Source organism: Dyella sp., from assembly GCF_035486915.1.
In the GTDB taxonomy this organism is placed as follows: domain Bacteria; phylum Pseudomonadota; class Gammaproteobacteria; order Xanthomonadales; family Rhodanobacteraceae; genus Dyella_B.
Genome location: NZ_DATHMR010000103.1, coordinates 13,273 through 28,084 on the forward strand (window position 1 = coordinate 13,273; position 14,812 = coordinate 28,084).

Annotated in this window: 12 protein-coding genes; 9 read left to right on the forward strand and 3 right to left on the reverse strand. The window is 58.5% G+C overall.

The annotated features are described in order from the left end of the window. Positions 1 to 34 precede the first annotated feature (34 nt). The 3 genes from VK725_RS08370 (at position 35) to VK725_RS08380 (ending at position 3,346) form a co-directional block, all read left to right on the forward strand. On the forward strand, positions 35 to 784 hold the full coding sequence (locus VK725_RS08370; RefSeq protein WP_325317607.1) for a TlpA disulfide reductase family protein: 750 nt from the start codon (positions 35 to 37) through the stop codon (positions 782 to 784). Positions 785 to 913: 129 nt separating this feature from the next. Then, complete coding sequence (locus VK725_RS08375) at positions 914 to 2,029, forward strand: AraC family transcriptional regulator (protein ID WP_325317608.1); 1,116 nt, start codon at positions 914 to 916, stop codon at positions 2,027 to 2,029. Positions 2,030 to 2,152: 123 nt separating this feature from the next. Then, positions 2,153 to 3,346, forward strand: coding sequence for a GAF domain-containing sensor histidine kinase (locus VK725_RS08380; RefSeq protein WP_325317609.1), 1,194 nt, complete (start codon positions 2,153 to 2,155; stop codon positions 3,344 to 3,346). A gap of 57 nt (positions 3,347 to 3,403) precedes the next feature. On the opposite strand, the gene VK725_RS08385 is transcribed toward VK725_RS08380, so the two are convergent. Beyond that, on the reverse strand, positions 3,404 to 4,513 hold the full coding sequence (locus tag VK725_RS08385) for a glycoside hydrolase family 16 protein (protein ID WP_325317610.1): 1,110 nt from the start codon (positions 4,511 to 4,513) through the stop codon (positions 3,404 to 3,406). A gap of 308 nt (positions 4,514 to 4,821) precedes the next feature. Here VK725_RS08385 and VK725_RS08390 point away from each other — a divergent pair, with 308 nt between their 5' ends. Next, positions 4,822 to 5,265, forward strand: coding sequence for a DUF2501 domain-containing protein (locus VK725_RS08390; protein WP_325317611.1), 444 nt, complete (start codon positions 4,822 to 4,824; stop codon positions 5,263 to 5,265). A gap of 143 nt (positions 5,266 to 5,408) precedes the next feature. Here VK725_RS08390 and VK725_RS08395 read toward each other — a convergent pair whose 3' ends face one another. Then, entirely contained in the window at positions 5,409 to 5,786 is a 378-nt protein-coding gene (locus tag VK725_RS08395) for a helix-turn-helix domain-containing protein (protein WP_325317612.1), read from the reverse strand. Positions 5,787 to 5,909: 123 nt separating this feature from the next. Between VK725_RS08395 and VK725_RS08400 the strand changes: the two genes are divergently transcribed. After that, positions 5,910 to 6,656 (forward strand): glucose 1-dehydrogenase, encoded by a 747-nt coding sequence (locus VK725_RS08400; protein ID WP_325317613.1) that lies wholly within the window; start codon positions 5,910 to 5,912, stop codon positions 6,654 to 6,656. A gap of 91 nt (positions 6,657 to 6,747) precedes the next feature. Here the strand turns inward: VK725_RS08400 and VK725_RS08405 are convergent, their stop codons facing one another. After that, positions 6,748 to 7,722 (reverse strand): alpha/beta hydrolase, encoded by a 975-nt coding sequence (locus VK725_RS08405; RefSeq protein ID WP_325317614.1) that lies wholly within the window; start codon positions 7,720 to 7,722, stop codon positions 6,748 to 6,750. 596 nt (positions 7,723 to 8,318) lie between these two features. On the opposite strand from VK725_RS08405, the gene VK725_RS08410 reads away from it, so the two are divergent. The 4 genes from VK725_RS08410 to VK725_RS08425 all read left to right on the forward strand — a co-directional run bounded on the left by VK725_RS08410 (position 8,319) and on the right by VK725_RS08425 (position 14,669). Continuing rightward, a complete protein-coding gene (locus VK725_RS08410; RefSeq protein ID WP_325317615.1) occupies positions 8,319 to 9,554 on the forward strand; it encodes a parallel beta-helix domain-containing protein in 1,236 nt (411 codons plus the stop codon). A gap of 10 nt (positions 9,555 to 9,564) precedes the next feature. Continuing rightward, a complete protein-coding gene (locus tag VK725_RS08415; RefSeq protein WP_325317618.1) occupies positions 9,565 to 10,719 on the forward strand; it encodes an SO2930 family diheme c-type cytochrome in 1,155 nt (384 codons plus the stop codon). A gap of 62 nt (positions 10,720 to 10,781) precedes the next feature. Then, the gene (locus tag VK725_RS08420) at positions 10,782 to 13,247 is read left to right on the forward strand and encodes a TonB-dependent receptor (RefSeq protein WP_325317616.1); all 2,466 of its coding nucleotides are present in this window, start codon (positions 10,782 to 10,784) and stop codon (positions 13,245 to 13,247) included. A 6-nt stretch (positions 13,248 to 13,253) separates the two neighbouring features. Beyond that, entirely contained in the window at positions 13,254 to 14,669 is a 1,416-nt protein-coding gene (locus tag VK725_RS08425) for a coniferyl aldehyde dehydrogenase (RefSeq protein ID WP_325317617.1), read from the forward strand. Positions 14,670 to 14,812 lie beyond the last annotated feature (143 nt).

Here is a 14,812-nt window from a genome sequence, read left to right on the forward strand (position 1 = left end):
AAGCGGGAATGACGGTGAGGCAGGACAGAGGGGTATGGCGAGAATGCCCACGCAACGCATGGCGATCCTGCTTTCATTGATATGCCTGATCGGTGCGGCACATGCCGCCAGCCCTACCTCCGATGAACAACACTTCGTTGCAACGCTACAACTGGGCACATCGGCACACGTTCGTTATCTCGACGCCAACGGCAGGCTGCTCCAGTACACCGCCTTCGCGCAGGCATTGCACCAACGCCGCTCCTACAGCCTGACCCGCGATACGCAAACCGAAACAGCGGTGTTACGCCTGCGACCTGCCGGCGCCCACGCTGGTGAACCGGGACGTTTCGCGTTCGGACGCGGCGATGCGTTTCCACCCTTCGAATTGCCCTCGCTGCAGGGTGGCGTGGAGCGGCTAGGCAATTTTCAAGGCCGCTACACACTGATCAGCTTTTTCTTCGCCGATTGCGCACCCTGCAATGCCGAGGTGCCCACGCTCAATGCCTACGCGGGCGCACACAACGATATGAATTTTGTCGCCATCACCTTTGACGATGCCGCGACGGCGCGCGGATTCGTCAGCAGTCGTGGCCTGAGCTGGAACGTGCTGTACCACGGACAAGCGCTCACCGACACGCTCGGTGTGAGCATCTATCCCACCTTGATGCTGATCGATCCTTCCGGCCACGTGGCCGGCGCCGCGGTCGGCATGACGATGGGTGACGATCCCGCCAAGCGGCTGGCCGATCTCGACCGCTGGATCGCACAGTGGAAGCACGCTTCACCAGCCGCCGTACCCTAAATCCAGGTAAACGATTTCGCCTTTGTCAGGCAAAAATGAGCGCTTGTGCGCCGCGCCAACCATGTAAGCCCCACCCGTGTTAGAACACACGTCTGTGCCGCAGAGGGGCGGCCCGGGAGAAAGGCAGACATGTCGCAGGTAGTGTTCGAAGCACCGCGTCCACGGCGCATGTCGTCGTTCGCGGCGGAGCCCGATCCGCGCGCGCTGACTGCCGATATTCCGCCTAACGTGCTGGTCCACTTAATCGAGCTCGCTGGGCGACGCGGAATGTCCTGCGACGCCTGGTTCGCGGGGCTGGGCATCACGCCTCAGCAAGTCAACGATCCAAGCGTTCGCGTGTCCTATCGTCAAGCGCGCGCGGTCGTCGCGCGTGCCCTGAAATCGGTCTGCGATCCCGGTCTTGGCCTGATCGTCGGCCGTAATCAGACCGTCGGCAGCTTTGGCCTGCTCGGCCTGGCGATGATGACTTCGCGCAATTTCGGCGAGGCCATGAAAGTCGGCATCGACAATCACAAAGTCAGCGGTAGTTTGCTCGACGTGGATCTGGACGTCATCGACGAACAAACCGTCGCTGTACAGGCATGGCCGCGCTTCGGCGAATCGGAGTTGATGCCGTTTCTGTGCGAAGAACTTTTTTCCAGCTGCCTCTCGTTTGCACGTGAACTGGTCGGACCGAAGCTGATACCGGTGCGACTGGAACTTACCTACCCCGCGCCGTTCTACGCCAGCGACTACAACGCAGTCTTCCAGTGTGAAATTCGCTTTGGCGCACAACACAATCGCATCCTGGTCGACACCACCTGGCTTGAACATCCGCTACCGGGCTACAACGCGCTAACGTCGAAACAGGCGCTCGCACTATGTCATCAGCAGTTGCGTGGCGCCGATCGTTCCGATGAAATCGTCGGTTCGGTGGAACGTTTGTTGCGCAGCCGCTTGCGCGAACATCCTCGATTGACCGAAGTGGCGCGCACGCTTCATCTGAGCGAGCGCTCGTTGCGTCGCAAACTCGCCGACAGCGGACGCATTTTCCGAGAGATTCACGATCGTGTGCGTGCTGAACGTGCACTGGAGTTACTCCACGCGGGTCAGCTCAGTGTGGCCCAGATCGGTATCGAACTCGGTTTTAGCGATCCACGCGAATTCCGACGCGCCTTCAAGCGCTGGACGGGCATGCCACCACAGCTTGCACGTCGCAGTCTGCCCAATGCGTCCAACGAGCATTCAGACGACTCCATGCGTTGATGCTTCACCAGGCACGGATGCCCCTGACGTGCCATGATGGGGACCGCGCGACATGTCAAGGATTACCAGTCGCACGGTTCCGCAAACACGGAGCCGCCACATCGCGCGTCGAGGTTTTTGATCATGAGTTCCGCTGCTTCCGACGTCCAATCGATCAGCCGCATCACTGCCGTTCCCATGATCTTGCAGGTGGTCACGCGTATTACGGGGATGCGTTTTGCAGCCGTGGCACGAGTGACCGACACAACCTGGACATGTTGCGCAGCGTATGACCTTATCGACTTCGGCCTGAAACCGGGCGACGAGCTGAAGCTTGAAACAACCATATGCAATGAGATCCGCCAGCATCGCCAACCGGTGGTGTTCGGACACGCCAGCGATCATCCGACATTTTCCTCTCATCCAACGCCAAAGATGTACGGATTCGAGAGTTACATCTCCATTCCCATCATGCGGTCGAACGGCGAGTTTTTTGGAACGCTGTGCGCGCTGGACCCCGAGGCGGCCGATCTGGATGCGCCGCAAATCGTGGAGAGCATGGAATTGTTTGCGCAATTGATCGCGTTGAACCTGGACACGGAAGAGCGGCTACTGAGCAGTCGCACCGCGCTTATTGCAGCGCATGAGCGCGCAAGGTTACGCGAGCATTTCATCGCGGTGTTGGGTCACGATCTTCGCAACCCCCTGGCCTCGATATCGATTGCGGCAGAGGTTCTTGAGTCGGATTTAAATGATCCGCGCGACTTGCGAAAGATCGACCTGATTCGTGGCAGCTGCAAACGCATGCTTGCATTGATCTCGGACGTATTGGATTTCGCACGAGGTGCTTTGGGCGGCGGCATCGACCTGTCCATGGATGAAGCCGATGATCTCGCCGATGAGTTGCGACAGGTTGCCCACGAGGTAGACATGGCTCATCCGGGCCATACGGTGAATATGTCGATGGAGCTGACGGAGCTCGTGGTGTGCGATCGCCGGCGCATCGGCCAGCTATTCAGCAACTTGCTGATCAACGCGATAACGCATGGCGAACCTAATACGCCGATCGATGTCTCCATCCGCAGCGACAAGAACCGTTTCGAGTTGAGCGTCGCCAATAGCGGACCGCCCATCCCGAAGGAGATCGTGAAGAAATTATTCGAGCCCTTCAGCCGCGGCGAGCGCGAATCGTCCAGCAATAAAAGTCTTGGGCTGGGGCTGTACATCGCAGCGGAAATTGCCAAGGCGCACGACGGCAAGATCACGGTGTCATCCAGCGAAGGCGAAGGCACTCGCTTCATTTTCACCATGCCTAACAAATCTTCCAAGAAGCGTTGAGTGACCTCTCAAACATGCAGACATGTCGTGCCTGTGCTCGACATGTCTGCAGATAATTCAGCGCTTGGCGGTGCTCGAAGCCCGCGCAGGTGCCGTCGCCGACATATCCTTCACTGCGGGCTTCTTCTCGCCGGTGCCCGGACGCGTCCACACCGCCACATAATCGACCATCATGGGGTGTCCCGGCTCGGTGTCGGGCGTAGGCGTCGGTCGGCCCGACATCGCAAACGAGAAACCACCACCGATCGCCAGATCGAGTATCAGGAAGTAGCCGCGCTGATCGGTCAAATCGCGCCATGTACTGGCGGGAAGCTGGTTTTCACCGACCTGGTTGACCAGCTGACCATCGACGAACCAGCGAAGTCGTTCGGGCGTGATGCTGCGATCCCACTCAAACGTGTACGTGTGAAACGACACCGTGCATGCCTCATGCGGGCACGGCAGATGACTGCCGATGCCGAAGGGCTCGCCGCACGGGCCGCCTGGATTGTTGCCGCAATGAAGAATGCCCCAGACATTATCCAGTCCGTTGACGTTCTCCATGATGTCGAACTCGCCTGCGTGCGGCCACGCTCCATCGACACGGTAATTGCTGCCCAACGCCCAGAACGCAGGCCAGTAGCCAAGCGCTTTTTGTCCGATCACATCCGGCATCTGGATGCGCGCTTCCAGTCGCAGTGCGCCACCGTCGGGCGCCATGAAATTGTCTCGGGTGGTTTCAATACGCCCGGATGTCCATTGCCAGTTCGCATCGCGCAACGGAATGATCATCAGATGACCCTGACCATCCAGATGCAGGTTGCTTGCGTCGGCGGTGTAGCTTTCGATTTCGCTGGTGCCCCATTTCGGCGGACCGTTCGGATACGAATGGCCCAGGTCGATGCGCCAGTTGTCGCTCGACGGTAGCGAACCTGCGGGACCGGCGAAATCGTCGCTCCATACCAGGTCCCAACCTTGCGGCGTGGGAACGCTGCCCGCAAAGGCCGCGGTCGACAGCCCCATCAGGGTTGCCACCAAAGCGATCAAACGCGTATGGATGGCATGACGATAGCGGCGCTGTAAGCGCTCGGGAGCTGGATGTTTCGGGGAAAACGCCTGGATGACATCGAGAAAGGACAGCGCACGGCTGGCAACGACATCGGGGATTCTTATTTTCTTCTTCAGCATGAGCACTCGTACCTGTACAGGCGTCAGTTACCGCCGACCGCCATTAATACAGGAAAACAGCGGTAAATGGGTTTACTCACTCCTTCGGCTCACCGTCGTAAATCTGTAGGAAAGTCTCAGATTTGAACATGGGCTGGAGCCCGCTCGCGTTTAACGCGTCTAAATCGCGCGGTGTCACATTCGTGAAGACCCGCCCTGGACCGCAGCCTTCAGCAGCGCGGCGACACCGTAACGAAACTCAGGGTCGCGCAGACACCGCGATAACAGTCGGGGGTATTGAATGCCCACACCAACGGGAGGATCTGCTCATGAAGATGCGACTCAGCAACGTGGCAGCAAGTGGTGTGGCCCTCGTTTTCTGTCTTGCCTGCAGTGCGGGATATGCACAGGACATGGGCGGCCTCGGCAACAAACTCGGCGGCATGATGCCTGGGAGTTCCATGCAATCGGGAAGCATGGGAAATGTTGCAGGCCTTCTGCAGTACTGCGTGAAGAACAACTACCTCGGGGGCGCCTCCGGTGCGTCGGGCATCCAGAATCAATTGCTCGGCAAGATGCAAGGTCAGTCCAGTGCACCACCGACTAACGATCCGGGTTACATGAGTGGCGCGAAGGGCATCCTTCAAGGCGGCAACGGCAAGACCATGGATCTGTCCAGTGTCGGCGGCGGATCGAGCGACATGAAGTCGAAGATCACCACAAAGGTCTGCGATTCCGTGTTGAAGCAAGGCAAGTCGTTTGCAGGTATGTAGCCGATGAGCGACGCAGAGAATGGCAGCGCCACGTGCGCTGCCATTCTTATCGGGAGAACGCTTTGGTTTACTGCATCGGTGGCTTGAAGTGGGACAGCTTTTCCTGGCTTCTTTCAGCTCTGGCAAGCGCTTCGTTCAGATTGTCAACTCGCCTTCTTGCTCGCAGGCTTTTTCGGTTTCACCTCGCGAAGGCGGCCAGCCGCTTGTACCTGATGCGCCTTCATGATCGTGGAAATCAGATTTGGAAAACGCTGCTCGATCTCCGCGCAACGCGTGGTATTGCGCATCTCCACACCCTGTCGCTCGCTTCGAATTAACCCCGCTTCACGCAGTGCTCGGAAGTGCTGCGAAAGCGTGGACTTGGGAATGTCCCGGTCGCTGATCTTCAGAAAGTTGGAGCACGTGGCGCCGCTCGAAACCGCCAATTCGGCGTAGATGGCCGCACGCACGGGATCGGAAAGGGCATGCAGGATGCCCTCGACAGTGATGTCTTCGATGGATGGGTGAACAAGCGGCCTCATGGCGCCATTTTACCAGCCCCTTGACAAATAGTTCTATAGTTCATATGTTGCGAACTATAGAAGTTTAGAGCCGATTCAGCGCCCATCCCCCTCAACCCTCCCCTCAATAAGTCAGGAACCGTCATGAGCAAGCTCAAAGGTAAAGTCGCCCTCGTTACCGGCGCATCCAAAGGCATCGGCGCCGCTATCGCCAAGTCTCTTGCCGCGGAAGGCGCGTCCGTGGTGGTGAATTACGCATCCAGCAAGGCCGGCGCCGAGACCGTAGTCGCCGAGATTCAGAAGGCCGGCGGCAAGGCGGTTGCCGTGGGCGGTAACGTGGCCAAAGCCGCGGAAGCCCAGGCGCTGGCCGATGCAGCGGTCAAGCATTTCGGCCGTCTCGATATTCTCGTGAACAACTCCGGCGTCTATGAATTTGCTCCGCTTGAAGACATCACCGAAGAGCACTTCAACAAGCAATTCAACGTCAACGTGCTTGGCCTGCTGCTGACGACCAAAGCCGCTGCGAAGCATCTTGGCGAAGGTTCCAGCATCATCAATATCGGTTCGCTCGTGTCACGTATCACGCCTCCGGGCAGTGCTGTGTACACCGGAACGAAGGGTGCCGTCGATGCCATCACTGGCGTGCTGTCGCTGGAACTGGGCCCGCGCAAGATTCGCGTGAATGCACTGAACCCCGGCATGGTGGAAACAGAAGGTACACACGCTGCGGGCTTTATTGGCTCGGATTTTCATACCCACGCCACGGCACAAACCCCGCTGGGACGCATCGGCCAGCCCAATGACATAGCGTCGATCGCCGTGTTCCTGGCATCCGACGATTCTTACTGGTTGACCGGCCAGCAGCTGTACGCCAGCGGCGGTATGCGCTGATCGCTACGTGTGATCGGATGAAGCGCATTCGTGGATGAATGCGCTTCATGCTTTGGAGTAAATGATTTCTTCGCAGACATTCGTTTCACAATCAAATGGCCGACGTCGAGCGATGACGCGTCGTTTGCCCTGTCGATTGCCTGATCAAATCCGCGATCTCATCGGGCTCCGTTACAACAATCATGTGACCGCCACCGTCGATCAGATGCAAGTTTCCCTGCGGTAAAGCAGTAACGAGTTGCTCGCCGTGCGTTTCATGGTTCAGTACGGCGTCTTGCGTGCCGAATATCACGTCCACGGGAACCATCAGCGTTGGATAGCAAGGCGGAATCGCAGCCAGCTCTCGCGCAATAGCCACCATGTCCTTGCATGCGGCACAGAACGCCCAGGGACGAAGTCCGAGCAAGCCACCGCCTGACGTATCGAAGCTTTCCACGACAAGTTCCGGCGCGAACACTGCCTTCTGTGATGCGCGGTGGATCAGCTTCCCGATCGGCGCACTGAACATCCAGGCCACCATCCATTGAACAAAGGGGGATTTGATGCGCAGGATCTTCAGCCCCTTCGGCGGCGTACGTTCCACGTTGCTCAGCGGTGCGATAAGCGCGAGTGCGCGCACGCAATCGGGGTGATCGATGGCCAGTGCCAACGACAGTGCACCGCCCATGGAGTGCCCGACCACCGTCGGCTGTCCGAGATCCATCTTGCGAATGAATTGAGCGATGAGCGTGGCCTGCGCGCGCAACCCAGGATGTTCGCCCGAACGCATCGACGAATAACCACAGCCTGGGCGATCTACAGCGACGACGCGATGATCGACCGACAATCGCTCGATCAGCTCGTAGAAGTTGCGCAGATTCCCTGCAAGACCGTGCACCATGACGATGACAGGTCCTGCGCCACGATCGACGTAATGCAATCGTGCGCCGTCGACCTCCACGAATTTGCCGATGGGTGGCGCCAGCTTTTCCACGTGTCGGGCCGCCATCAGCGTAAAGAACATCAGGCTGGCGCCCAAGAGCACCAACGCGCCAACAATGCCAATGACGATCAATCCAACAGTCATCCTGCTCCCTTTGCTTTCCCGCCAAGCTCAAGCGGGAAAGTTTAGAGCACGAACATTTCGTGGCACGGCTTTCCGAGCATGCGCAGGCCGCCACCGGTTTCGATCATTCAATGCGACTTTTATTGCCGGCGCATCGACCCGTCGCCAATACCCAGGCAAAGCCGCGGATGGGCCGGTAATGCGGAAACCTCGACACACCGCTGACTGCCGGCCTTGTCTCGCGCCGACCAAACGGACTGATTCCGACTCTGCGACGAGTGGGCAACCAGGCCACCCACGGCCGTCCGGTGAAGGAACGGAAGAACCCAGGACGAGCGCATAGCAGCCTCCAAAGTGACTTGATAGGTGTTCAAGATAGATGCCTTTGATAGCCCGAAAAAGCGATATCTCTGCAAGCCAGGCTTGAGCTCTGCTCAATAGGTTGTGCTAAAGACCAATCCCCCAAACGGGCCCAGGACCGACGAACGCCGCTGTCACAACTCCTACACACTGGCCGCGTTGCCCCCCATATTCGGCCCGTTTGCCCTCCCCGCCGTCCGCCGCTTGGGGGAGAGTGCTTACATACGGCGCCGCAGGGTGCGAGGGGAGGTTTCAAAATGCGCAAGACCACTACGCTGATCGTTGCGGCGTTGCTGCTCGCCGGTTGCGGTCACCAGGAATCGGCTCAGCAAAGCCAGATCGATCAATCGTTCGAGAGCAAGCTCGAACAACAACTGCTCGATGCAAAGCCCGGCAGCGTGATCGACATTCCCGCCGGCCACTACTCATTGAAGCGCGGCCTCAGCCTGCGTACCGATGGCGTCACGATTCGTGGCGCCGGCATGGACAAGACCGTGTTGTCGTTCAAGGGTCAGATCGTTGGGCCCGAAGGTTTGCTGGTGAATGCAAACGACTTCACCATCGAAAATCTCGCCATCGAAGACACGATGGGCGACGCGCTGAAGATCAATCAGGGCAAGAACATCACCATCCACGGTGTACGCGTGGAATGGACCGGTGGCCCGAGCAGCACCAACGGCGCGTACGGTCTTTATCCGGTGAAGACGCAGAACACGCTTATCGAAGATTCCGTGGTGATCGGTGCATCGGATGCCGGCATCTATGTCGGACAGTCCAACAACATTATCGTGCGCCGCAATCGCGCCGAGCAGAACGTGGCCGGTATCGAAATCGAAAACTCGGTGAACGCAGACGTCTACGACAACACAGCGACAAAGAACACCGGCGGCATTCTGGTATTCAACATGCCGAACCTTTCGCAGGCCGGTCACGCCTCGCGCGTTTTCCACAATAAGGTGGCCGACAACAACACCGCCAACTTTGCAAAGAAAGGCGCAGCGGTGGCGAGTGTTCCGGCGGGTTCCGGCGTGGTCGTAAATTCCAACGACAAAGTGGAGATTTTCGATAACGACATCAGCGGCAGCCAGACCGCCAGCATCATCATCTCCAGCTACTTCTCGACGAACTACTACAACACGCGCGGCGTGGCGGCCGATTACAACCCGTATCCGAAGGGCATCTTCGTGTATGGCAACCGCATCGCTGGCGGCGGCGATTCACCGGATGGCTTAAAGCTCAAGACGCTGAAAACAGCTGTTTATGGTCTGAGCGGCAAATTTCCGGATGTCTTGTGGGATGGCTACGCCGACCCGAAGGATCTCGTGAACGGCTTGCCGCCAGCCGACGATCGCATCTGCCTGCAAGATGTCAACGGCGTCATCGACGCCGACGGACCGAACGAATACAAGAATCCGAGTACGGACATAAAGCCCTTCCAGTGCACCTTGCCGAAGCTGCCGCCGGTTGTGCTGAATCCGGAACCGAAAGTTTGAGAGTGTCGTGATGCCGATGAAGATGTGGATGCGCGGGCTGATGTTGCTCGCGCTCGTTTGCTTGTCAGCCTGTCATCGCGGGATGGACCCGGTGACGTTTCATGACGACGGTTATCCGCCCAAATTGAGCGATTGGCATGTAGTCGAAGCGCGCGACGGTGTGCTGCAGTTGAACAATGGTGTGGTGCCGTACGAACTGAACACACCGTTGTTCACCGATTACGCGCACAAACTGCGCACGATCTGGATGCCCAAAGGGGTGTCGGCCAAATACAACCCGACCGACACATTCGATTTCCCCGTCGGCACGATTATCAGCAAAACGTTCTTCTATCCACTGCCAAAAGGCGAAGCGCGCAATGCCACTGATGTCGCACGCACGTACGACACCCATCGTGATTTCGCCGGACAAGGATTGAATCTTCATAACGTGCACCTGGTTGAAACACGCATCCTCGTGCGTCGCAAAGAAGGCTGGGTGGCGATTCCCTATGTATGGAATGCCGATCAGACCGAGGCCATGCTAGCTCGCACGGGAGATGTCCAGGCACTGACGCTGGTAAGCGACAGCGGCCAACGCGAGAACTTCAATTACGTCGTGCCCGATCAAAGTCAGTGCGTAAGTTGTCATGCCCACGATTGGACAACACGCGCACTGCAACCGATTGGACCCAAGGCGCGTCACCTGAACCGCGATTATCACTATCCGGATGGCGACGAAAACGAGCTGACATATCTGACGCAGGTGGGCTATCTCACCGGCGCACCTGCGCCGGCAGACGCACCGCGCAATGCCAACTGGATGGACCAGAACGCGCCATTGGACGCACGCGCACGCGCGTATCTCGATATCAACTGCGGCCATTGCCACAATCCAAAGGGTGCGGCGAATACGACGGGGCTGACGCTGGACATCAATACGCCCGAAGATCGCCATATCGGTTTCTGCAAGCCGCCGACGGCCGCCGGTCAGGGCACCGGCGATCACATGTTCGACATTGTGCCGGGACATCCGGACGATTCGATTCTGCCTTACCGGCTTAGCTCCGCCGAACCGGGCACGATGATGCCGGAGATTGGACGCAGCACCGTGCACCAGGAGGGTGTTGCGTTGATCAAGGCATGGATTGCAGCGCAGCCGGGAGACTGCGTCGTACTTCATTAAAAACCAGGGGACGCAGCGGTTGAAACAAGGCCGCGCGATTGACGACCGAGGGGAGACATTGCATGACCATGCGCCAACAACCGCTGCCTGCCTACATACGCCACCTGTTATTGGGTGGCGTCGCCACGTTGATGTGGGCGCCAATGCCGGCCTTCGCCGATACGCCTGCGCAGAACACAACAAATACCAGCAACACGCAGAATGCGCCGGACGCGAGCAAAGCCAAGCAGTTGGGCAACATCACGGTGACGGCGCAGAGCCGCACGCAGCAGATGGAACAGGTGCCGATTCCGCTGCAGATTCTCACGGCGAAACAGATCGACACGCAGGCTGCCACGGATCTCAGCAAAATCTCGCTGTTCGTTCCCGGCCTGGTGGTGGATGGTTCGCAGCCGACACAGCCGAACTATTCGCTGCGCGGGATCTCGACCAGCGACTTCGGCATCGGCACCGAATCGGCGGTAGGTGTGTATATAGACGGTGTCTACGCCGCACGCAGCGGTGGCGCATTGCTTGCCTTCAACGATATCGATCGCATCGAGGTGTTGAAAGGCCCGCAAGGAACGCTGTTTGGCCGCAACGCGGCAGGCGGTGCCATTTCGATTGTCACCAAGGAACCTACCGACAAGTTTGAAGGCAAGGTTGTCGTGCGCTTCGGTAACGACGGCGAGAAATACACCAACGCGCTGTTGAACATGCCAATCAACAAGGACATGGCGCTACGCATCAGCGTGGTGGACAACCAGAGCGATGGCTGGATCAAGGACCAAGCAAATGGTCAGCATTACGGCAAGAACGATGACTGGGGCAGCCGTATGGTCTACCGCTGGAACATCACGCCTGACACGCGCCTGCTGTGGTCCTTCGATCACGAACGGCTGAATCAACCGCCGCGTCCGGCCTTCGGTTTGGTTGCGCTCTCCAACGACACGAACGAGCGCCCACCGTTCCCGCCGAATCCGCAGACGTACATTAATCCGCTGAACTCGCCCCTGTACAACGATGCGATCACGGCCGACGAACGGCGCGAGTTCAACGACTCGACGCTGATCATCGATCATTCGTTCTCGTGGGGCAGTTTCACGTCCACAACAGCGTGGCGCTACTTCAATACGTATAACGACGAGGATGACGATGGCACCAATCACATCGTCTCGTATCTCGACACCGCCAACATCGAGCACAACAACAGTTACTACCAGGAATTCAAACTGTCGGGCGACAACGACCTGATGGACTGGGTGTCCGGCGTAAGCTTCTATTCCGAGCAAGCGCGCCAGACGAGTCAGGTGAACACCAATACCAGCAGCCTGGATACGCTTGCACAAAATGTGGATGGGCTTGGTCTTCCCCTGACGGAAATCACTGGAGCTTTGCAGGCACAGGGGTTGCCCTTCAGCCTGCTTAACGACCCGTGGCGCGAACAGATCAGCAACGACGGCAACTTCAAGGCGTACGCTGCATTTGGCGACGTGATCTGGCATCTGAACGATCAATGGGACCTGACCACAGGTTTGCGCTATACCGAAGATCAGAAACAATTCACGTGGTACACGCCGCCGCGTACAGCAGCAGCGTTCGATCAAACAGTTGCCGAGCTGATGGCCACTGGCATCTACGGTATGCTGCCACCCGATGCGCAGGGAGCGTTGCAGGCATTCGGCGGCAACATCATTTTTCCCAACGCCGTCGGTCAATGGGTGCAGGCGAAAAACAGCTGGCACGACTTCAGCCCGCGCGCTGTGCTGAGCTACAAGGCCACGCCGAACGTCATGGGTTACCTGTCAGTCACCAAGGGCTATAAGGCCGGCGGTTACAACAGCCTGCAGGTAGGTTCGTTGTACGCGCCGGAAAAGGTGTGGAACTACGAAACCGGCATCAAGATGGTGGTGCCCGATTACAACCTGCTGTTCAACGCATCGGCCTACTACTACCGCTATTCGAATCTGCAGTCGTCCGTGCTGAACCCGAACTCGTCGGGTTCGGGCGTTCCTTTCTACACGGTGATGACGAGCGACCAGCATGCGCATGGTCTTGAAACCGAAGTGCAGTGGCAGCCCGTCGATGCGCTGCGTTTGAATTTCACCAGCGCCTATATCGACAGCACGTACATCGAGGGCATTTCCACGTCCGGCGCAAACCTCGCAGGCGAACCCACGGGCGAGCCGTTCTTCTCGGCGACGGCAGGCTTCGATTACACCTGGGGCGACGTCTACAACGGCAACCTGGAATTCAACATGCAGTATGCGTACCGCGGTCCCACGCGCTGCAACGCGGACTCCGGTTTCCAGGGCACCTGTCTCACCACGCCCTTGTTCAGCGTAGGCACGTCTTCAAACCGCGTGGACGCGCGTCTGGACTGGCATACCCCGGACGAGCGTTGGGGCGTAGGCTTGTATGTGAACAATATGTTCAACAAGCGCTATGTGGTGAGCATCGGCAATGACAGCACCAATGATTTCGGCACGCCGTATGCGGTCGTGACACCGCCACGCGTGTATGGTGTCGAACTACGGACCAAATTCTGAGCCGCCATGAACCTGCCCGATCGCCCTGACTTGTCTCTCGATCTGCAGCGATTGCGCGCCGCACAGTCGCGCGATCCGCTGCCCGGCTGGGTCACACGCGCCCGACGTCTGCACGCGCTCGAAGCACTGGTGCGCGATCATCGCAAAGAGATCGCCGATGCCATCAATGCCGACTTCGGCAGCCGGCCAGCAGAAGAAACGGACATGCTGGAGGTATTTCCCAGCCTGTCGGCGGTTCGTCACGCGCTACGTCACGGCAAGCGCTGGATGAAGCCGCAGCGCGGCATGGCTAGCATGGCATTTCTGCCGGCGCGCACCGAGATGCTGCCGCAGCCGCTGGGTGTGGTGGGCATCATCGTGCCGTGGAACTATCCGCTGTTTCTCGCGGTCGGACCGATGGTCGATGCGCTTGCTGCGGGCAATCGCGTGATGGTCAAGATGAGCGAGTACACGCCACGGTTCTCGCAGCTCTTCGCGGACCTTGTCGTTCGTCACTTTCAGCCGGATGAAGTGCTGGTGGTCAATGGCGATGCCTCGGTCGGTCAGGCGTTCGCCGGTTTGCCGTTCGATCATTTGTTGTTTACGGGTTCGACGGCAGTCGGGCATCACGTGATGCGTTCGGCCGCTGCCCATCTCACACCGGTAACGCTGGAATTGGGCGGCAAATCGCCGGCCATCATCGGCCCCGGTGCGCGCTTCGATCACGCCGTGGAACGCATTGTGTTCGGCAAGATGGTCAACGCCGGCCAGACGTGTATCGCACCGGATTACGTCTTGGTGCCGCGTGCCGATGTCGCACGCTTTACCGCGACCGCGCGCGAGGCCATGACACGGTTGTATCCGGATCTGGCAAATAACAAGCAGTATGCAAGCGTCGCCACCGAGCGGCACTATCAACGCCTATCCAGCATGCGCGACAACGCCGTCGCGGCGGGCGCGCGCGCCGAGCCGCTTAGCGATACTCCCGACCGGCCAGCGCAACGATTGCTGACACCGGTCATGCTTACCGATGTGCCTGACAACTTGCCGGTGATGCAGGAAGAAATTTTCGGGCCGCTGTTACCGATCGTTCCGTACAACAGCTTTGACGATGCGATCGACTACGTCATCGATCGCCCTCGCCCCCTCGCGCTGTACCTGTTCGAGGAAGACCAGACGCGCATCGACGACGTGCTGTCACGCACGCATGCCGGCGGCGTGACACTCAACGACACGCTCTATCACATCGCCCAACATGGCCTTCCGTTTGGCGGTGTAGGACCGTCCGGTATGGGCGGTTATCACGGCGAAGCGGGTTTCCGCACGTTCTCGCACATGAAACCGGTATTCCGTCAGGCACGACTGAACGGCACGGGATTGCTCAACCCGCCGTACGGCAAACGCTTCAAGCAGATGGTGGAGATACTGCTACGCAGGGGCTAGACACGTCATTAGCAATTGACAGATACAAAAAAACCTCCCCGTTTCCGGGGAGGTTTTTTATTTGTTGTTCGACAGCGGATCAGAACTTGTAGATCGCCGACAGAGCAAACAGGTTGCCATAGTCGTCGTAGGTGCCGGTCAAC